Source organism: Candidatus Bathyarchaeia archaeon, assembly GCA_041447175.1.
Lineage (GTDB): Archaea > Thermoproteota > Bathyarchaeia > Bathyarchaeales > Bathycorpusculaceae > JADGNF01.
On sequence record CP166960.1, the window covers coordinates 1,156,651 to 1,176,216 of the forward strand.

The window sequence follows — 19,566 nt, forward strand, 5'->3', positions numbered from 1 at the left end:
TTCAACAAACCCTAACAGGGAAGCTCAAATTATGACCAAAGTAAGCGCCACAATAGGTCAAAAAAAACGAATCGCTCTTATCGCTCACGACAACAAAAAAGCCGACCTGCTGGACTGGGTCAAATACAACCGCGAAACCCTACTAAAACATGAACTGTACGCCACTGGAACCACAGGCAAAATCTTAGCCAACGAGTTGGGCTGCGAAATCACGGTCTTTGAAAGCGGGCCGTTAGGAGGCGACCAGCAGATAGGCTGCCGCATCGCTGAAGGTCAGATTGATTTTTTGATTTTCTTCTGGGACCCCTTAGAGCCGCTGCCCCATGACCCCGACATAAAGGCGCTGTTGCGTGTCGCTGCAGTTTGGAACATTCCAGTGGCTTGTAATCGGACTTCGGCGGACTTTATTGTTTCTTCGCCCTTGATGACCCAAGATTACCAGCGTATGCTACCTGACTACGAGACGTACAGGCAACGGTTCAAAGATAGGCAAATCAGGCTCTAACGCTAAACACTGCTTTTTTCTCTTTCAAGAAAAGGTTGGCAAAAGTCTTTTTAGAAGCAGACCCAAAATAAGAACATCGTATGTTTCTTCAGCTTCCAAGAGCCGCCACTGTTCATGAATCTACAAGAAAGGGAGAGAGAAAATGATTCACCAATATGACGCCGTAATCGTTGGCGCAGGAATCGCAGGGTTAACAGCAGCTCTGCAAGCCTCCCAAACCTGCCATGTTGCGGTTCTTAGCAAAATCTACGCTCCTCGCGCTCACAGCGGCTCCGCGCAGGGCGGCATCTCTGCAGCGTTGGGCAACGAAGAAGAGGACCACTGGGAGTGGCACATGTATGACACTGTCAAAGGCGGCGACTACCTCACTGACCAAGACATCGCCCAGATTCTCGCCCGCGAAGCCCCCCAGCGCCTCATCGAACTCGAACATCTGGGCGTGCCCTTTAGCCGCAACACCCAAGGCAAAATTGAGCAGCGGCGGTTTGGGGGACACACCCGCAACTTTGGGGAAGCTCCTGTTCGCCGAGCTTGCTATGCTTCTGACAGGACAGGACGCGTAATTATGGATGCTCTCTATGACCACTGTATGGTGCGGGGTGTAGAGATTTTTGATGAAGTTTTTATCACTTCCCTTTTGCGTTCAGAGGGCAAAGTTTGCGGCGTCGCGGGGTACAAGCTGGCAACAGGGGAACCCATGATTTTCCACGCTAAAGCAGTTCTGCTGGCTACTGGCGGCTGCGGACGCATCTTCAAAACCACTTCAATGGCGTTTGCCGCCACAGGCGACGGCTTTGCTTTAGCTTACGATGCAGGCGTGCCTTTGGAGGACATGGAGTTTGTTCAGTTTCACCCCACAGGCATCCACAAACTGGGGATTTTGGTTAGCGAGGCAGCCCGAGCGGAGGGCGGAATTTTACGAAACGGCAAAGGCGAAGCGTTCATGGAACGGTACGCGCCGACGTTGAAGGATTTGGCGCCACGCGACATAATTTCCAGAGCCATCCTCACCGAAATCGCAGAAGACAGAGGCATAAACGGCAAGGATTTTGTGTATTTGGATTTGTCCCATCTGGGCAAGGCGCAGTTGGAGCAGAAGCTTTCGGAGGTCACCTCGTTTGTCCAAACGTATCTGGGAATTGATGCGAGCCAGTCGCCTATTCCTGTGGCTCCAACCTGCCATTACATGATGGGCGGCATCCCCACAGATGCAGTTGGACACGTGTTGGCTGATGGAAAAAACCAAGTGCTTGGGGGATTGTATGCAGCGGGCGAATGTGCCTGTGTAAGTGTCCATGGCGCCAACCGTTTGGGGACAAATTCGCTGATTGATTTGGTGGTTTTTGGCAAACGCGCGGGAACCGACATCGCCAGATATGTTGCCCAGAACAATTTGCCCTCACTGCCTTCTGGTGCAGAATCCGCAGTGAAGGAGAAGGCGCAGGGTTTGCTGGAGTCTCAGGGAAACGAGCGGATAAGCCAAATTCGGGCGGAAATGCAAAAAACCATGACCCAACAGTGCAGCGTGTTTCGCGACCGCCCAAACTTGGAGGAGGCGTTGTGCAAGATTGGAGAGCTAAAAGCACGTTACGCTCAAGTTGGGTTGTCGTTTAAGGGGAAACGTTGCAATTACGAGTTAGAGGACGCATTGGAGCTGGGAAACATGCTAAAGCTCGCTGAAGCCATCGCGTACTCAGCGCTGTTGCGGCAGGAAAGCCGCGGTGCCCACTTTCGCAACGACTATCCTCAACGCAACGACCACGACTGGCTCAAGCACACCCTGCTTGCCCAAACCCCAAACGGAATCCAAGTGGACTACAAACCCGTCACGGTCACGCGGTTTAAACCAAGAGCAAGGACTTACTGATGCAAGTCAAACTGCGCATTTTTCGTTTCGACCCCCAAACCGACCTCCAACCCCACTATGACACCTTCACCGTTAACTCGGAGCCTACCGACAGAGTACTGGACTGCCTCAACAAGATACGCTGGGAGCAAGATGGCAGCTTAGCCTACCGCATGAGCTGCGCCCATGGCATCTGTGGCTCCGACGGCATGACCATCAACGGCGTTTCAGCGTTGGCTTGCCAAAAACTCGTCAAAGACTTTCCGCCTGACAAAGAAATTCTTATTGAGCCGTTGAGTGTGTTTGCGGTGGTGAAGGATTTGGTGGTGGATTTGGAGCCTTTTTTTGAGCGTGAAAAATCCGTTCACCCATCGGGAGGCATTGCGTTAACAGAGGCAGCGGAAGACGTGGAGCATCTGCAGTCGATGGAGGAGCGTGCACGGTTTGATGACGACATTAAATGCATCATGTGTGGCTGCTGTGTGGCGGCGTGCCCTGTTAATCAGGGAGAAGACCCGGCATATGTGGGTCCAGCGGCGGTGGTTAGGGCGCACCGATACATTTTTGACTCCCGCGTAGGCGACACTTTGAAGCGGCTGCAAATTATGGATACCCCGCATGGTGTGTGGAGCTGTAAGAGTTACTTTAAATGTACGCAGGTTTGCCCAAAAAAAATCCAAATAACAAAGCACATCGTGGAAGTTAAGCGTAAAATCCTAAGTGACCTAAGACACAAAAAGTGACCCCAACTCGGGTGGGTGCGGGTAGGTCGACTACTTTTGGGTAGACCCTTAGCACTCTACGTTTTGAACAGTTTATAGCTGAGAAGTCCCATTTAGAAGTGATGCACTATGACTTTAGAGGGTTACTCGGAGTATAAGAGGCGGGAATTTTGCAACGACGTCAAATGCCCCGTGCAAATGACCCTTAACGCACTTAAGGACCAGCCGGAAACCTACGAGTTGATTCGCCAAACCTGCAGCACCGCCTGCAGGTACACTACATGGCAGTTTCACCATTGGCTTATAGAAAAAGGCTATTTGATTGTCCGTCAGAAGGAAAAAGTTGAAAAAACAAAAGCAACCCCTTAAATGTGAGCAAAAAATTCAAAAAGAAGCAACATCACACTTTTCAATAACTTAGTTTAACTCAAAATTAAATAGTCAATAATATATTTTACGCAAAAAGAAATCAATTCTGCAAACAAACAAGTGTCGACCTGAGATTACACCTGAGCAAAAGCGATAAATATTATGTCCTAATATACCGTTGACCTTGATTTTGTTGAGGGAAAGTAAATGTCAAGAATTGTTAAACCAGAAGAAACATCAGAAAATACATCGAAGAAAGTCTTGCGCTTTCTAAACGCTGCAACCACAAGCGAAGAAATTGCAAACGCAATTGAAGTACCCGGTGAAAGAGACGTTGACCTAAAAATTGCTCAACGCATCTTGGACACCAAAACAAAAAGCGGTCCATTCACCACATTGACAGAAGTAGCCGACATCCCCCTGATAGGCCCAAAACGTTTCAGCGCAATAGTCGACCAAATTGGCACGATGCAGGAAGGGGTAGAAAAACAGAGAACACAATTCAAAACCCTAATCGCCGCCAACCCAAACTACTTCGGAAACATGACCAGCAAGCTGGTAGCCGAAAAATTCAAGCCGATAGTTCCAATGGCAACAAACACGAAATATGAAGAAATTGTCTGCGTAGGCTTATACCCCGAAGACAACGTTTTGGAAGCTGTAATCAAAGTCAAATTACCTAACGGCTACCTCGGACCTTTATGCGCCCAAGGGAGCAAAGAATACGTATCATTCTACATTGACTACAACGACGGCGCAGGCTTCGAGTTAGCAGGCGCAACCGCAGAAGTAAACGTCCATGACCTCTCATCAGTTGACGGTGAACACATCTATTATGCTGTAAGAACCTCATTCACACCCAAAAAACAACACTTCTGCAATTCTCCCCAAATCGTAAAAGTGCGCGCAATTCTTTCATGGCAAACAATTCCCACAGGACCCAACTACCCGCCAGCATGGGGCAACGTGGTGGAATGCTGGGTACAAATCAAACCATATAAAACACTAATCCTTGCCCTACCCGAATTCACGAAAACAGAAAACATGGTTTTCGTCGGCGACAAACTCGAAGTCAAAGCCATGATTGAAAAATCAATAGCCGCCGAAGAGATGATGAAGAAAGAAGGCAAAATTGAAGCAGAACGCGCTAACTTCAAAGAACTTATCACCAAGAACCCCAACTATTTCGGTTCCATCAGTAAATCGCAAGAAAAATCGCCACTCATGAAAGCAGTAAAATCAATGCCGTCTTCAACCGTCAAAGATTTGCTACCCAAACTTGTAGTAAATCCCGACCTGCTCATTCCAGTAGTCCTGGTTGACCCCAAAGTAAAGTATGAAGAGCTTAAATGCGTGGGCCTTTACCCAGAAGGCGACCTCTTAGAAGCCATAATCGAACTGAAGCTGCCCTCAGGATTCAACGGTGACCTCTGCACGTTAGGCAGCCAAGAATACGTGGCATTCTACATCGACTGGGGCACAGGCTATCAATACGTCAACACCGCATCCGTAGCCGTCCACGATATCCCTAAAGCTGCAGACAAACACTTGTTCTACGCTGTCAAAGCCACCATTCCAAAAGAAATAATTGAATCAAAGCTTGAGGAATGCACAACTGAAAACGTAGTCAAAGTAAAAGCCATCCTGTCGTGGAATGCTGACCCCACACCTTATGGGCACACCTACACGCCAGCGTGGGGTAACGTGCTTGAGAAACAAATCCAGATCAGACCACTAAACGGTGCGAGCGCCGAATGCAAACTTGAAATTGTAAGCGGGATACACGTCGACGACATCGCACAGGTTGGAACCCAAAAAGGCTTAGCCATTAAGATTTATGCAGGCGACACTGTTCCAGGAACCTATGACCGCCCATTTGGTGGGTTGGTTGCGGTTTGGGCAAACATAAACCTCTACCAAGTCGAATACTATCGATTCAGATACAGCGAAGATAATGGTCTAACATGGAAAAACGTTATGGACAAACGAACCGCAAGAAGCATTTTCGGTTACAGCATCAAACGCGGTCCTGACGCGGATGGATGGTTTAGCAGAGCTGAATATGAAGACGACCTTGACAACTACAGTCTCACATCACTTGCGCAGTGGAACACAGCTGGCAAAAACGGAAACTATCTTCTCAAGTTGGAATTAGCAAACGGGGCACATACATTACTTAAGAGCAGCGAAGTGCACCTCGTCATCGACAATGTACAACCAAAACTGTTCACTTTTGGAGGAACCCCCACACCCTTACCAGCCAAAGGCGTAGTTATAAAAGATACAGCAGGCAACTATCGGAAATGCGGAACATTTACGGGACCAGAGCCTATTGTCATCTATGGCAACTTCAGCGACGACTACTTCAGAAACTACTCCCTGACAGTTTTCGGCGGAAACATCAACGTTTCAGGTGTCGGAATCGGTTCTGGAACATACGACCCCCCGACGAGCACAACCAACGAAACTGGGGTAATTGGAGCTGCTGACGGCGGAATGGGACAAGAACTGATGCAACTTAACCTCTGTGGAGTAACTCAATCTCCTGCAAAAGTCAAATGTGCCTACGGTGTGAAGCTTGGAATTTGGACGCGAACTATCGTAGGTTACATGAGCGGATACCAGTTCGACACCACAAGCCAACACCAAGAGGCATTCGTTACTTTCGACTGGGACCCCTCCGGCTGCCCAACATAAAAGCCCAGAAAACGTTGAAGATGTCTAAACATCTTCCCCCTTGTTTTTCTTTATAATCTTTTTAGCAATATTGCAGCTTATGGTCTTATCATAGGAAGGGTTATTTAATCGTTAAGCCAGAACACTCAACGGAGATATGAAATATGGATTGGGGAATGAAAAACCGCTTATCACAACTCATTCAGAAAGACGGCAAAGCCCTCTTTTTGCCCATTGACCACGGATACTTCCAGGGTCCAACTCACTGTCTGGAAAAACCCGCCGAAACCATAAAGCCGCTCTGGCAATACGCAGACGCCTTAATGCTAACCCGCGGCGTGCTCAGGAACTGCATTGACCCCGCAATCTCAAAACCAATTATAATGCGCGTGTCAGGCGCAGTCAGCGTAGTAGGCGACATGACCGCCGAAAGCATAGTCACATCCGTCAAAGAAGTCATTCGGCTCAACGCCTCCGCAGTTTCCATGTCCGTTTTTGTGGGAACAGGCGGCGAAAACAAAAGCCTAACCAACCTTGGCAAACTGGTGGATGAATGCGAAGACTACGGCATACCCACCATGGCGGTAACCTCGGTTGGGCGTGAACTGGAAAAACGGGAAGCCCGATACTTGGCGTTGGTGGCAAGAATCTCCGCTGAAATCGGCGCCCGCGTCGTTAAAACCTACTACTGCAAAGAAAACTTTGAAAAAGTCGTCGACGGCTGCCCTGTACCCATCGTTATCGCTGGCGGACCCAAAACGGAAACCCAGAAAGAAGTTTTTGACTTCGTTTATGACGGCATGCAAAAAGGCGCCATAGGCGTGAACCTCGGCCGAAACATCTGGCAAACCGCCCACCCCGCTGCGGCGATGCGCGCCATCCAAGCCATCATACACAAAAACTACAACGCCAACGAAGCCAACGACCTCTACGAGCAGGTTATCGCAGGAAAAGCATAACCACCCGTCGTCTTTTTTGGTGACGCGAATGCTTGTTGCCATGTACTACAACAACAAAGATGTCCGCATACAAGAAATGCCAAAACCCACAATCGGCGACGATGAATTTCTCCTCAAAGTCATGGCGTCAGGCATCTGCGGAAGCGACGTCACCGAATGGTACCGCGTCCCCAGAGCCCCCAAAGTGTTGGGGCATGAAGCAACAGGCGTCATTGAAGAGACGGGAAAAAACGTCACCAAATACAAGATGGGCGACCGCGTCTTTGTCTCGCATCACGTGCCCTGCAACACGTGCCGTTACTGCCAACGTGGACATCACACCGCATGCGAAACACTACACACAACCAACTACTACCCGGGCGGCTTTGCGCAGTATATTAGGGTGCCAAAAATCAATGTGGAAAACGGCGTATACCCCTTGCCCAGCGACATGTCATTTGAGGAAGGCACCTTCATTGAGCCACTAGCTTGCGTGGTTAGGGGACAGCGGCTCGCGGGGCTTAAAAAAGATGACACTGCATTGATAATCGGTGGCGGTTTAGCAGGAATTCTTCATACACAGTTGGCTAAGGCAAATGGCGTGCAAAACGTCGTGGTTTCCGACATTAACCCGTTTCGGTTAACCCAAGCCGAAAAATTCGGCGCAAACCACACGATAAACACCAAAGAAAATGTCCCCCAAAAACTCAAAGAAGCAAACAATGGGCGCCTAGCTGACCAAGTTATTGTTTGCACTGGAGCAACACCCGCGGCTTTAACGGCGTTGCAGTGTGTGGATAAAGGCGGCTCCATCCTGTTCTTTGCTGTACCCGACCCCACCGTGCGCATTCCCGTGCCCATCACGGACTTTTGGCGCAACGAAATCACCATGCGAACCAGCTACGGCGCTGCCCCAGAAGATTTGGAGGCATCGTTAGGGTTGCTTTCGCACCAGAAGTTAAATGTACAGGACATGATTACCCACAGACTGCCTTTGACGGAGGCAGCGGAAGGATTTAGGCTGGTAGCTACTGCAGGGGAATCACTGAAAGTGATTTTGCAACCCAACAATCCATAGCCACATCCTTCCTGTTGCAGGTTAGATTTCGAACCGTTCCACAATTTTCTGCTCTTTCTCGCCGGTGATTTCAGCCACCACATGAAAATACTTCTGCAGCCCTGAGGTTTCGATGCGCGGCTTAAGCAGCTCATCTATCTGAAAAACCCCGGCAGAGTTGGACATGCTGATTTTTATAGTGATTGGCTTAGCGTCGGGGGACTCGTTTTCTAGGATTTCGACTTTTTCGATGCTTAGAGCAGAAACGGCGTGAATGTCCACTTTCCCTGCGCTGAACGGGATGCGGGCGCGTCCAGCCTCCATGTCTAAGGCGTCTGCGATGCCCACGATGCCTGCCTCCAATGTTAACGGGTTATTGTTGGGCAAATAGGGGCGTTCATGCGAAACAATGGCGTGGAGAACTTCGGAAGTGAGTATGGCGGCTTCTTCTTCGGTGTATGCGGGTTTGAGGCATGCTTCAAGAAATTCCAGCGCCAACAAGCCACTGTACATCTCGTGGTGGTTCCGAATGACCACCATGCCTAAGTCGTGAAAGATGGAGCCTAAAACCACCACAACCTCCGCATCCTCGTTTCGCATGCCGTAGTCTTTAACGATGCTGGGCGTTACCTGCCTGCCGATGAGGATACGCAAAAGCTTCAACGCTAAGTTTGAGACGATTTTTACGTGGGTGGGTCCATGGTCAGTGTAGCCCAAGCGGTCAATAGCCATTACATTGCTGCACCGCCAGTAAGTGTGCAGTTTACGGTTTTGCTTAACCGAATCCATAACTTGCTGAAGCTTAGGGTTATCTCTGTAGGGTATGTTAAAAGTGTAAGACATCAGGCGGCACCTCAAACTACAAAGCTTATTGTGCATCCTGAAAATTTAAACTTACGTCAACCGATAAGTTAATCTGAGGTGCGGTCAAGCATCGGATTCTTTTTAGGAGGCGTATAGGTGGCTTTTTTGGCTTTCTTCATTGCTTGAACGCCTTCGTCCCAGGTCATAAGCGGCGTAATCTTTACTTGCCTGGGGGCACCGCCAGCCATGAACAGCATAGAAACCACCGCCGCATCCACATTGTTTGGCAACTCAAACAACGCAACCACATCAAACTCACCAAACGAGAGAAAAGCGAACTCAACTTTGCCACCCAAATTCTCAATTGCGGGACGAACAAGCTCAAGCCGGTTTTGGGGCTCTTTGATTAGGGTGTTCCAAGCAATGTTAGTGTAAGATAACTGCACCAAGTAGAAGGGCATTTCTAAAAACCTCTCTAGAAATTCTTTTGTGACCCAAGATAAACTTTACCTTCAGAGTGGAAGCGTCGCCCAATTTGTGGGGCAACTCTCTGTTGAAGCGTTTTTTGTGAAAACGGATAAACAGGCTTTTAAGCAACGTCTTCCACTCTTCAAAGCAATTAACCCGAGAGATGTGTTGGATGGGTAAGAAAAAAGTGTTAAACGAAGGAAACCTCAACGAAATGGTTTACCCTTCACAAGGCGAATTGCTAGGTGTAGTTACGAAGTTACTGGGCTTTGACCGCATCATGGTCAAATGCCAAGACGGCAAAGAGCGCTTATGCCGCATCAGAGGAAAAATGAAACGCAGAGTCTGGATACGCGAAGGCGACGTGGTTTTAGTTTCGCCGTGGGACTTCCAAACCGACACACGCGGTGACGTTACATGGCGTTACACTCACGGGCAAGCAGAAATTCTGCGCCGAAAAGGCTTCCTCACCGTTTAAACAACCCAATCTTCTTCTTTGTTTGTTAAACCCTTTTATGCTCCTTAAACGATTTTGCTGACGGATACGTTATGTCAAAAGCCCGCGAAAGAATCACCCGCCAAGAAAAAAGAATCGAACGCCGAGACCGCATGCTCGTCCACGACTTCAGCAACGAACGCGCAACCATCGAAGAAGTTTTTGACCAATCCACACGGATGGTTCTGTACCGGTTTCTCACCAGCGGCATCCTGCACGAAGTGAACGGTGTGGTGAGCGCGGGAAAAGAAGCGCGGGTTTACTGGGGCAAAACTAAAACTGGGGAAGAGCGGGCAGTCAAAATCTACTTGACTTCGTCTGCGGAGTTTAAGAAGGGCATGCTCATGTACATTGAAGGGGACTATCGTTTTCGAAATGTCAAGCGGGACACACGCTCGCTGATTTCGACGTGGGCACAGAAGGAGTTTCGGAACTTGGATGCAGCCGAGAAAGCAAAGATTCGGGTGCCCAAACCCATCGCTGTCGAGCGAAACGTGGTTATTATGGAGTTTCTTGGGAAAGACGGCGTTAGTGCCCCTTCGCTTAAGGAGCAGTCGCCAAAAGACCCCCAGAAAACATACAAGCAAGTGATAACATTCATGAAGCGGCTGTACCGTAAAGCCGAGCTCATCCACGGGGATTTAAGCGAGTACAACCTGATGATTTGGAAAGGAAAACTGGTTATGTTTGACATGTCCCAGTCTGTGCCCACAACTCACCCACTCGCAAGCTCTCTTTTAAACCGAGACATAAATAACGTGAATAGGTTCTTTAAGCGCCAAGGCGTAGAAGTTCTGTCAAACGAAGAAGTTTACAAACAGGTTACAGGTAAAAATGTCAAATCTTAATTCATTTGTACGAATACCCAAAGAACGTGTCGGCGTACTCGTTGGCCCTGAAGGCACCGTGAAACGCGACATTGAAGAACGGTTACAAGTTAAACTAGAAATTGCCAGCGAGGATGGCGGGGTGACAATCAAGCTTGACGAACAAGCCCCTGATCCATCGTTGATTTTACGAGCAAAAGACGTAGTTACAGCAATCGGCAGAGGCTTTGCGCCTGACCAAGCATTTCGCCTCATCCGTAATGAAGATGCCATCTTTGACTTTGTTGATTTACGGACGATTTTCGGCAGGTCCGACTCGGATATTCGACGTGTAAAAAGCCGCATAATAGGCATGAACGGCAAAACCCGACGCACCATCGAGGAACTAACAGAAGCGGATGTGGTGGTTTACGGGCACACAGTCGGCTTCATCGGCGACTTCAGCGAAATTGAAGTGGTAAGGCACGCGGTTCAGATGATTATTCAAGGCAGCGAACATCACACCGTCTACAATTACCTACAAAAGAAACGCCGCGAACTCAAAAAAGAAAAACTCGAACTCTGGGAAAGAAAAGAAGAATAAACATTCCGCACAAAACAACCTTTTTTAGTCAACAGAAATACCAAAATAGCCAAGAGTCAGGCTGAGTTTTTAGCTTCTAATCAATTTTTGCTCCATTTTTCAGCAGAAAAGAAAAAAGAAGAGGATGGGGGCTATTTGTTGCGTCTTCTTAGGACAAGAGCTAATGCGGCTACAACTATTACAACGGCGGCTGCTGCTATGGCTAGATATGTTGTGGTGGGCAATGCGCTAGTTGGGGGAACAACAGCGGTTGACGGTGAAGAAGAGGAGGTCTGCACTGGTAACGTAGGAGATGGAGAGGGGGTCTGTGAAGGCGCGGTAGGTATAGGCGAAATAGCCGTAGGTGAGGCTTTGGGTGCTTCTTGCACGTTTATGGCGGTTTCCGCAAATGAGCTGTAGTATGAGTTGGAGCCTTCGAAAGTAGCGATTATGGTGTAGGTGCCTGGGACTTCAGGTGTGAATGCATATGAGTAGTAACCGCTTGCATCGCTGGTGGTTGTGCCAATTTCGTAAAAGTTGCCGTTAGGGTCAAGTGTTTCCAGCTTTACTTCCACGCCCATCGCATTTGCGGGCATCGGTTGCTGCATAAACATATATTCCATCCATGCTGCCATGCTTTCGTCAGATATCGCCGGCGTGTCCTTGAGGGTGAAGTCTAAAATGCCGTTGGTATTACGCCTTCCCGCGGGTGACTGGTCAGTGACTGCGCCTTCCACTAATACGTTATTTCCGAATGTTGAAACCTTTGGTGAAGCGGTAACTGTGGTGGCGCTAGGTCCCTTGCCGAACGCGTATATCGACATGTCGTAGTAATTCAAACCCACGACAATGCCATCTGCGATGTACACGTTTGGCTCAGTAGGGGACATCCTGCCGCCCCAGAAGAGTATACTCCATACTTCTTCTCCAGTCTCTGCATCGACACAACGTAAGTTTGGTCCACGCCACAGTGGCTGCGTAGGAGAGTGCTCGCTTGAGACAGTGTAGATTTTTCCGTCAGCAATACAGGCAATGCCGATTGGATAGTTGCCAGCATAGGGGGATTCGTCGCCGACTGTTGTGGCGTTGTAGGTCCATAGGATGTCTCCGGTCGTAAGGTCATAAGCTCTTAATTGTCCGCCGTAGCCATAGGAAAGCAGTTTTCCTTCATAGATGGTCTCACTCAAACCGTAAAAGTTGAAGGCTTCCTCGGGTTGAGTTGGACCCCAAAGGAGCTGCATTGTATCAAGGCTGTAGCCCCACCGCTGCAATGTCATTCGTTCTTCAAAGAGAAAAACACCATCTTCGGGGTCTACCTCTCCTAGACCTACGCCGTAGCTTGTTAAGCCGCTGCCTGCAGCTAAGTCGGGTACGGATTGGGGTGGCGTAAAGGTTTTGTTCCACAGCAGTGTGCCCTCTTCACCGGGTTTGAGGCTTAAACACCACAGGTTACCTTCTTCAATGTAGGTGCCGTTGTTCTTGCCAGCAGTTCCACCGATTACAAAGTCGTCTTGACGAACCGTTAGTAAGCTTCCCTTCATTGCGGGTGTGATTGTCACGTTTAGTGACCAGCCTTGGTTACCATCGTGAACATAGTATCCAAGAGGTTTAGCGTCGCCACCGAAGGCGCCTCCCATAGGTCTCCATTGCCAGTAGTTGGTTCCAGTTGAACCCCCAAGCATGGAGGGTATTGCAGAGGAATTCCACACTTGCAAGTATTGTACTCCGTCGATTGTGTTAAGGCTGTAACGCAATATGCTACCGTCTATGCCGTAGACTCCGGTACCGCCAGCAGAAACATTAGCTACTTTTGCCACAGACTGCAAAGTATATCCATCAAGCATCTCCCAAGTCTGCTTTCCCAGCTCGGAGGTATTATTCTCAGGTAGAGTGACACCAGATGTTCTCCACAAGTAGGGGAAGCCTCCGTGCTGGTTTGGTGACTCATAATTGTAGATCTGCCCAAATGCGGGTTTCGTGCTGTTTTCGAAAGACAACAGCTCGCCTGTGTACAGGTCAATGACTAACCAGCCGCTTGTGGAGTGGGCGGTGTTGCGCCAGTCGAGGATAAGTTTTCCTTGGATAATTATGGGATTGCCTAAGTTGATGCCTTGATAATGCGAGGTTGCATAACCGGTGTCGCCAAACCATTGGTCCATAATGCCTCCAGCGTAATAGGGCATTGTCCACAGTATGTGAGCGCTTTCAGTGGCTATACCATGCCCATAGACCTCATTTGGGGTAAACATGCTGGTCACGTAGGCGCTGCATCCGGGTGCGATGCTTTGCGCGTCACCGCCTAGCCAGTTCCCGGCAATGGAGGACCAGTCCCTATTTGCGCTGTTTATCGGGCGGGTCCAGTAGCTGGTGGGAGCGGGATTTTCGTACCAGCCTGTAACTGGGTCTTCTTGTACGGTAAGGTATACGGGTTCGCTTGTGGCGGGTCCGTAGACGTCGTTGAGGCTTGGGTCATTGATGGGAACTCCGGAGGCACTGGGAAGACCCGTTATGGTGTACGCAGGCATCTGAACTACGATTGCGTAGGTGCCTATTTGGGTGGGTGTGTATGTGGTGTATGAGCCGCCTACGGGGTCAGAATCAAATGGTCCTAGCGTTTCGGTTGTTCCGTCAGGTGCAGTTACGTCCACGTTAAAGACCCATCGGTCACCGTATCTGCTGTCTTCAGCAGCGGTGGGGGGAACCCAGTTGCACCAAAAGACGATTAAAGCTTGTTGGTTCACGCCTACGGTTCGTGGTGAAACACCGGCATAGCACCAAGCGGGAATGCTCAATGGCGGGTCGTGAGCGGCTGTTATTGGCAAAGCTACAAGTGCACCAGTGATAGTCAACGTTAGTAGTAAAGCAATTGCGGCAGCTAATAGTTTATTTCTAAAAATTTTCATTTCGTTCTCTCTCCAATAATGGTGGTTTCATATATGATTTGGTGCGGTTATAAAATTTTTTAGAAATCAAGGCACACGAGCGCTCTTGACAAACATATTTTATCAAATTTAACGCATAGATGAACCACTCACTACACTAAAGACACAAATCACCTAAAATTCAAAAGAACGCTCGTTTCCTGATTGGGGGCTCTTAGAGGCACAACACGCACTCAAAGAGCAACGCATTTGCCTCCCGCACTCAAGATCGTAATCATCCTACGCGTCTTTGGGCCAAAGTCGTCATCGCCCACCAAACCAAAACAACCGTTCGCAGCATTAAAACATTCAGGCATACCCATGCTTAGAAGACGTAGACTTCGTTTATGCTTATGATGCCGTTGTCATCCACGAGTCGTTTCAGCTCTGGCAGCAGTGGCTCCAGTTTCTCCTGCTCGTCAACAACCTCTATAATTAGGGGCATGTTCACGGTGACGCCTTCCAAATGCAATGTGCTTTTGCCGCGTTTGCCAAACCCGTCCACGCCAGTCCAAGCAGTGGCTCCTGCAATGCCCGCTTTTCTGAGCAGGTCCATGATGAGGGTTTCTAAGCGTTTGCCACATAGTTCGTCGTTCTTTTTTATACGTATGGTTAGGTTCCACATTTTCTGCATCAACGCAGCAAGCCCTCCAGAATGATTGTAGCTATGGTTCTGCCGCCAATGACTGCGCCAAGCGACAAGCCCACGTTTGCAAGAATGTTGACTGCTGCAAGGTATAAACTGTTGTTGTCCAGCAGGTTGCTGGTTTCCAACGCAAACGAGGACATCGTGGTCAAGGAGCCACAGAAGCCCACGGCAACCATCAGGGAGTATTTTGCGTCAAAGTTTAACGCCAAAGCAGCCACTGAGAAAGCACCTAAAATGAAGCTACCCAAAATGTTCACGAGCAAAACGTTGACTTTTAATGCGCCAAACAGGATTGGGGTTTCGGTGATTTGGTACCGTAAAAGTGCACCCAGCACTGCGCCTGCCGCCAGTAATCCGATTTCTATCAGTTGCGTTTTTGTGCCCACCTACGTTGTCTCCGCTAAGGTAGGCATCATCAGCGACCGCTGTGGCGCGGTTTAGACATTCACTGTCTAGGCTAATGCCATAGCCACCTCAAAACGGGGTTAAACAATATTAATACTTATCTCCACACAAAAAGCGATGAATATGCTGAGTAAAATCAAAGTGACGCCATTAGCTGCGGAAAGCTTTGGAGTCCGCTCCATGTGCACGCTCGTGGAGACGCCAGATGTTGCGGTGCTGCTTGATGCAGGGGTTTCGTTGGCGCCATACCGTTTCCGTTTGCTTCCGCATCCCTTGGAGTTTGAAGCCATAGCTAAGCTTCGGGGACGCATTGCGGAGGCGGCTGCTAAGGCTCAGGTAGTCACCATCAGCCACTACCACTTTGACCATCACACACCCAGCTACACTGATTGGCTGGTTAACTGGACAAACGAAGGCGAAACCGCACGCCAAATATACCAGGGCAAAACCGTGCTTATGAAGAACCCTAAAGAACACATAAACGCGAGCCAGCGGCAAAGGGCATGGATGTTTCAGAAAACAGGCGGCAAACACGCCAAAACCATGGAAACAGCAGACGGCAAAACCTTCAACTTCGGCGAGACGGCGGTGCGGTTTTCAGGTGCAGTTCCGCATGGCCCGGCAGATTCCATGCTGGGCTGGGTCATCATGACAGCCGTACAGCACGGAGAGGAAAGGTTTTTGCATGCACCCGATGTGCAGGGACCAATGGAAAAAGCAACTGCAGAATACATCAAAGCAGAAAAGCCGGATTTGTTGATGATTGGGGGGCCACCATTTTATCTGGGCGGCTTTAAGGTGGATGAAAATCAAATCCGTAAAGGCAAAGAAAACCTTCAAAGCATCGTAGAGGCGGTTCCCGTAACCATCATGGAACACCATGCACTGCGGGATGCCCAGTGGCGCACCGTGGCTGAACCGCTTTTTAAGGCAGCTGAGGTTTCAGGAAACAGGTTGGTGACGGCGGCAGAGTTCGTGGGGGAGAAGAACTTGTTTTTGGAGTCGAGGCGAAAGCAGCTTTACGCCGAGTTTGAGCCTTCAAAAGAGTTCCTGCAGTGGACCCATACGAGTGATACGCAAATTAGCCGCGTTAAACCGCCAATTTTAAAATGAACCCCAAGGATGGGGGGTTTATTAAATGAAGGAAGGGAGGTTATTCTGTGGGTTCTTGCTGTTTTTTCCATTCGTCTTTGGTTGCGTTGATTATCTTTTCCATGGTTTGGGGTTCTTGCATGTCGGCGATGGCGTTGGTTAACTCGTATTTGATGAGATAACTCATTTGGCTGGGCATTAGGGGTTCAGGGGTGCCTGTTTGATAGAGTTTTAGGGCACGCAGTCCAAAGCGCACCAGAAGGCTTTGGAGTTCGGTTCTGAGGTTTTCAAGTTCGTTGGCGCTGTTGGTCATGGTTTGGGCGTATTCTTTTGATTTCTGGGGGTCGGTTAGGTTATCGCGTTCAGTCATTCTTACACATTCCTAACCTGTTAGTGTCAGGGTAAGATTATAGCTTTTCCATCTTATCCATAAGGAGGAGCTTGGTGTCCGCGGTATTCTGTAGGGAACTCTGTATTCGGGATTCACAACAATTAAATCACGTCTTCTATATAGTTATCTTGATAGGTATGGTGGACTATTCAGAAATGCCATGCGTTTCCTGCCAGCGGCATAGTGCAAAAAACAAAGAATCCCGCTGCATTCCAGGTAAATGTCGAAAACTTAACGAATGGCTTATGGACAAAGAGACGCCTAAAACAGAAAAACTCAAGGCGCCTATAAATCAAGAAATTCCATACATCGTCTAAAATAAAGTTCAACTTTTCTTGCCCTTTTTAAGGCTTAATTTTGACAACATAGAAGTCGTATCTTCCGCCATTGCCAACCGAGTTAGTCCACCCAACCAAAACAAAGCCACCATTGTCTACAGAGACCGCGGCATAGGCTTCTTCAAAACCGCTTCTGCCCACGGTGCCGCTCCAAACTTCCCGCCCAACATCATCAACTTTGAAGAGCCAAAAATCCCGTTGCCCATTCCCAAAAGAAAAAGTCGTTCCAACAACCAAGAACTCGCTATTGGGCAACGTTTTTCCTTCGGGGTCAAGTTTGAAGAAAAGAAAATCATAGTTGCCAGTTCCTGCAGGGGCGCTATACCCTGCAACCATGAAAAAACCGTTTTCGGTTACTGCGACTGCTCGTGCAGCTGTTTCAGAAAACTCGGGGTAGGTTTTGCTCCAGAGCGGGTTGCCAGAGCAGTCAAGTTTGGCGACCCCAGCTTGAGAGGCTGTGGCGTTGTTTGCAGGTTGGGTTAAGCCTGCAACCACGAGGTTGCCGTTTTGGTCTGTTGTTGCCGAGAACAGCTTGTTTATGCCTTCATTTGCCTTTAACGTGCCATTCCACAGCAGGTTACCTTGCAAGTCCAGTTTAACCACGTAGCCTTCAACAGCGCCAGAGGGCAAAAAGGTGTTCCCAGCAACCCAGAAGCCATCCTGTAAGCTGTGACACCAGCGGAATTCTGCGCCAAGGTTAGGGCAAAAAGTCTGATTCCAGAGCTGGTTTCCGTTGCTGTCGAATCGAACAGCACAAGCTACGGTTTTGCCTTGTTCAAAAGAGGTTGAAGAACCTACAACAACAAAGCCGTCTTCGACGCTTTCAACAAAAAAAGCGCGGTCATCACCGGTTCCGCCAAAAGTTTGCTCCCACATAAGTTCTGCACCTTAGCCACATCAAACGTGTGGGGGCAGAGATTATTGCAACCGTTGAAACCGAAATAATCATGACAATTAATGCTGTGGTAACCAAAAGATGCGTGTGTGGTTTTGGCTGAGAACACTCAACCGGGCAGTTAAGTGATTGGAGAAAAAGGGTTAAGTGTGGTCAGATTTCGTCAGGAAATTCGCTGGTTGTTGCGGTTTCTTCGCTGCTTGTGAGTTTGGTGAAGAGCATTTGCAGGGTCCAGATAAATGCGTTGTAGTTTGTCCAGATGGCTGCAGTTTTGAATTTTTTCTTATCGCCGGATTCGGTTGTGTTTTCGTTTTCGTGGAAGGCGATTAGCAGTTCTTTGTGGTCAGAAATCATGAAGCAGGGCAAACTTTCAGCGTCAACCATGCCTGTTTTGCCTTTGGGCATTTGGAGTTGGTCAAGGAAGAACTGGCTTTTGGGCGAGTTTTCGGTAAGCAGGGTGATGTTGAGGGTTTGCTGGTACTTTTTGAGTTTGTCAGTGAAGTCGCTGTAGTAGAGTTGGCTAAGGTATTCGCTTGGGGCAAAGATTTGAAATTCGCTTTGGGTGCGTTCAAGCAGTTCTTCAGCTTTGATGATTACTTGCTGTTCGCCTTCAAGCATTTGGAAAAGCTCTTTTTTGGCTTTTTCCACCTTAATCTGGGGCATGCTCAGCCAAAGTTCCACCAAATTGGCTTTCTCTTTTTCGAGAAGCTTGATGTTCATTTTCTGCGCATCCACCAACAAGTCGATGGCTTCGTCCAAGGGGACAGCTGTGAATTTGAGGGGTTTTTCAAAAACGCTGAAAAGGATGCCTTTCTTTTCTAAGTCGCGCAGGATACGGTAGGTTTCGGTGCGGTGCAGAGAAATTGCTTCGGCGATTTCGCCAGCTTTCTTTTCGCCTACGCGGGCTAAGTAAAGGTAAACTTTGATTTCGTTTTTCATCAAACCGAACCGTGCAAGGGTTTCTTCAATGGTGCTGAGTTGTTTGGTGAAGCCTTTATCTCGTTTGACGAACCGGAGGGAATCGTTGCGGTCGTCATGAATTTTTATCAAGTCTCTGTTTTGACTTTGGATTGCAAGTTCCATTCTATGTCCCTTCTCATGTTTCTCCGTCTGAATCTGTGCTACCGATTCGGCTGACTTAATATTAGATGATTACGACCTTGCAATTAGGCTTGAAAATACTGATTCTTAATTCAGTTTTCCCGTCCAAACTCGAGGAGTTGGCAGCATTTGAGGTTCTGTTTCGGAGTCTTTGAGTTTAAGTTTTTAATGTGAAGTGTGTGCAGTCTAAAACGTCGCGCGTCATTGTTTGTGCGAAATAAATAAAGAAGTAGTGTGGATTGTTGAAGAAGAATTGTTTGGCAGGCGTTTGCAGCGGGGTTGAGTTAGGGTTTTGTTGTGCGGTCTTTTGGGAAGTCGTTGCATTTGTAGATGTGTAGAGGTCTTTGGGGGTCTATGCGGCACCGTTTTCTAGCGTTTTTCCGCCGGATGATCGGTGCCAACTGAAAGAAGGGGCATTTGGCACAGAGAGTTGTCATAATGGTTCCTCCGAGGGGGTGCGCATCTTTAACCGACACGCTATTGTCGTTGCAAATATATTTGAGC

21 protein-coding genes and 1 riboswitch are annotated in these 19,566 nt (G+C 48.6%); of the genes, 12 read left to right on the plus strand and 9 right to left on the minus strand.

What is annotated here, in order from left to right:
* The first annotated feature begins 31 nt into the window (after positions 1–31).
* The 7 genes from ACBZ72_06030 (at position 32) to ACBZ72_06060 (ending at position 8,134) form a co-directional block, all read left to right on the plus strand.
* On the plus strand, positions 32–505 hold the full coding sequence (locus tag ACBZ72_06030; protein XES78429.1) for a methylglyoxal synthase: 474 nt from the start codon (positions 32–34) through the stop codon (positions 503–505).
* Between the two features lie 142 nt (positions 506–647).
* The gene (sdhA, locus tag ACBZ72_06035) at positions 648–2,372 is read left to right on the plus strand and encodes a succinate dehydrogenase flavoprotein subunit (GenBank protein ID XES78430.1); all 1,725 of its coding nucleotides are present in this window, start codon (positions 648–650) and stop codon (positions 2,370–2,372) included.
* Positions 2,372–3,094: a succinate dehydrogenase/fumarate reductase iron-sulfur subunit gene (locus ACBZ72_06040; GenBank protein XES78431.1), complete on the plus strand. Its 723-nt coding sequence runs from the start codon at positions 2,372–2,374 to the stop codon at positions 3,092–3,094. The genes sdhA and ACBZ72_06040 overlap by 1 nt, the downstream gene beginning before the upstream one ends.
* 108 nt (positions 3,095–3,202) lie before the next feature.
* The gene (locus ACBZ72_06045; protein ID XES78432.1) at positions 3,203–3,442 is read left to right on the plus strand and encodes a hypothetical protein; all 240 of its coding nucleotides are present in this window, start codon (positions 3,203–3,205) and stop codon (positions 3,440–3,442) included.
* Between the two features lie 207 nt (positions 3,443–3,649).
* The gene (locus ACBZ72_06050) at positions 3,650–6,139 is read left to right on the plus strand and encodes a ComEA family DNA-binding protein (protein XES78433.1); all 2,490 of its coding nucleotides are present in this window, start codon (positions 3,650–3,652) and stop codon (positions 6,137–6,139) included.
* A 143-nt stretch (positions 6,140–6,282) separates the two neighbouring features.
* Positions 6,283–7,077: a 3-hydroxy-5-phosphonooxypentane-2,4-dione thiolase gene (gene lsrF / locus ACBZ72_06055; GenBank protein XES78434.1), complete on the plus strand. Its 795-nt coding sequence runs from the start codon at positions 6,283–6,285 to the stop codon at positions 7,075–7,077.
* A 28-nt stretch (positions 7,078–7,105) separates the two neighbouring features.
* The gene (locus ACBZ72_06060) at positions 7,106–8,134 is read left to right on the plus strand and encodes a zinc-dependent dehydrogenase (GenBank protein ID XES78435.1); all 1,029 of its coding nucleotides are present in this window, start codon (positions 7,106–7,108) and stop codon (positions 8,132–8,134) included.
* Positions 8,135–8,155: 21 nt separating this feature from the next.
* Here the strand turns inward: ACBZ72_06060 and ACBZ72_06065 are convergent, their stop codons facing one another.
* Together ACBZ72_06065 and ACBZ72_06070 are read right to left on the minus strand one after the other, a co-directional pair.
* On the minus strand, positions 8,156–8,956 hold the full coding sequence (locus tag ACBZ72_06065) for an HD domain-containing protein (protein ID XES78436.1): 801 nt from the start codon (positions 8,954–8,956) through the stop codon (positions 8,156–8,158).
* Positions 8,957–9,024: 68 nt separating this feature from the next.
* Positions 9,025–9,378: a GYD domain-containing protein gene (locus ACBZ72_06070; GenBank protein XES78437.1), complete on the minus strand. Its 354-nt coding sequence runs from the start codon at positions 9,376–9,378 to the stop codon at positions 9,025–9,027.
* Positions 9,379–9,557: 179 nt separating this feature from the next.
* On the opposite strand from ACBZ72_06070, the gene eif1A reads away from it, so the two are divergent.
* The 3 genes from eif1A (at position 9,558) to ACBZ72_06085 (ending at position 11,291) form a co-directional block, all read left to right on the plus strand.
* Positions 9,558–9,863, plus strand: a complete 306-nt coding sequence (gene eif1A, locus ACBZ72_06075) for a translation initiation factor eIF-1A (protein XES78438.1) — start codon at positions 9,558–9,560, stop codon at positions 9,861–9,863.
* Positions 9,864–9,934: 71 nt separating this feature from the next.
* Positions 9,935–10,729, plus strand: a complete 795-nt coding sequence (locus ACBZ72_06080; protein XES78439.1) for a serine protein kinase RIO — start codon at positions 9,935–9,937, stop codon at positions 10,727–10,729.
* Complete coding sequence (locus ACBZ72_06085; protein XES78440.1) at positions 10,716–11,291, plus strand: pre-rRNA-processing protein PNO1; 576 nt, start codon at positions 10,716–10,718, stop codon at positions 11,289–11,291. Before ACBZ72_06080 ends, ACBZ72_06085 begins: the two co-directional genes overlap by 14 nt.
* Before the next feature lie 131 nt (positions 11,292–11,422).
* Here ACBZ72_06085 and ACBZ72_06090 read toward each other — a convergent pair whose 3' ends face one another.
* The 3 genes from ACBZ72_06090 to crcB form a co-directional block, all read right to left on the minus strand.
* Entirely contained in the window at positions 11,423–14,173 is a 2,751-nt protein-coding gene (locus tag ACBZ72_06090; protein ID XES78441.1) for a PQQ-binding-like beta-propeller repeat protein, read from the minus strand.
* Positions 14,174–14,516: 343 nt separating this feature from the next.
* Positions 14,517–14,825 carry a DUF190 domain-containing protein gene (locus ACBZ72_06095; GenBank protein ID XES78656.1) on the minus strand — a complete coding sequence of 103 codons (309 nt, stop codon included), beginning with the start codon at positions 14,823–14,825 and terminating at the stop codon, positions 14,517–14,519.
* Complete coding sequence (gene crcB, locus ACBZ72_06100; protein ID XES78442.1) at positions 14,825–15,226, minus strand: fluoride efflux transporter CrcB; 402 nt, start codon at positions 15,224–15,226, stop codon at positions 14,825–14,827. The genes ACBZ72_06095 and crcB overlap by 1 nt, the downstream gene beginning before the upstream one ends.
* 13 nt (positions 15,227–15,239) lie before the next feature.
* Positions 15,240–15,320, minus strand: a riboswitch (Fluoride riboswitch).
* 48 nt (positions 15,321–15,368) lie between these two features.
* Here crcB and ACBZ72_06105 point away from each other — a divergent pair.
* The gene (locus ACBZ72_06105) at positions 15,369–16,358 is read left to right on the plus strand and encodes a hypothetical protein (GenBank protein ID XES78443.1); all 990 of its coding nucleotides are present in this window, start codon (positions 15,369–15,371) and stop codon (positions 16,356–16,358) included.
* A gap of 40 nt (positions 16,359–16,398) precedes the next feature.
* On the opposite strand, the gene ACBZ72_06110 is transcribed toward ACBZ72_06105, so the two are convergent.
* Positions 16,399–16,707: a hypothetical protein gene (locus ACBZ72_06110; protein XES78444.1), complete on the minus strand. Its 309-nt coding sequence runs from the start codon at positions 16,705–16,707 to the stop codon at positions 16,399–16,401.
* Between the two features lie 176 nt (positions 16,708–16,883).
* Between ACBZ72_06110 and ACBZ72_06115 the strand changes: the two genes are divergently transcribed.
* A complete protein-coding gene (locus ACBZ72_06115; protein ID XES78445.1) occupies positions 16,884–17,045 on the plus strand; it encodes a hypothetical protein in 162 nt (53 codons plus the stop codon).
* 27 nt (positions 17,046–17,072) lie between these two features.
* On the opposite strand, the gene ACBZ72_06120 is transcribed toward ACBZ72_06115, so the two are convergent.
* The 3 genes from ACBZ72_06120 to ACBZ72_06130 all read right to left on the minus strand — a co-directional run bounded on the left by ACBZ72_06120 (position 17,073) and on the right by ACBZ72_06130 (position 19,499).
* A complete protein-coding gene (locus ACBZ72_06120) occupies positions 17,073–17,942 on the minus strand; it encodes a hypothetical protein (GenBank protein XES78446.1) in 870 nt (289 codons plus the stop codon).
* Positions 17,943–18,114: 172 nt separating this feature from the next.
* On the minus strand, positions 18,115–19,044 hold the full coding sequence (locus ACBZ72_06125; protein ID XES78447.1) for a TrmB family transcriptional regulator: 930 nt from the start codon (positions 19,042–19,044) through the stop codon (positions 18,115–18,117).
* Positions 19,045–19,346: 302 nt separating this feature from the next.
* Positions 19,347–19,499, minus strand: a complete 153-nt coding sequence (locus ACBZ72_06130) for a hypothetical protein (protein XES78448.1) — start codon at positions 19,497–19,499, stop codon at positions 19,347–19,349.
* Positions 19,500–19,566 lie beyond the last annotated feature (67 nt).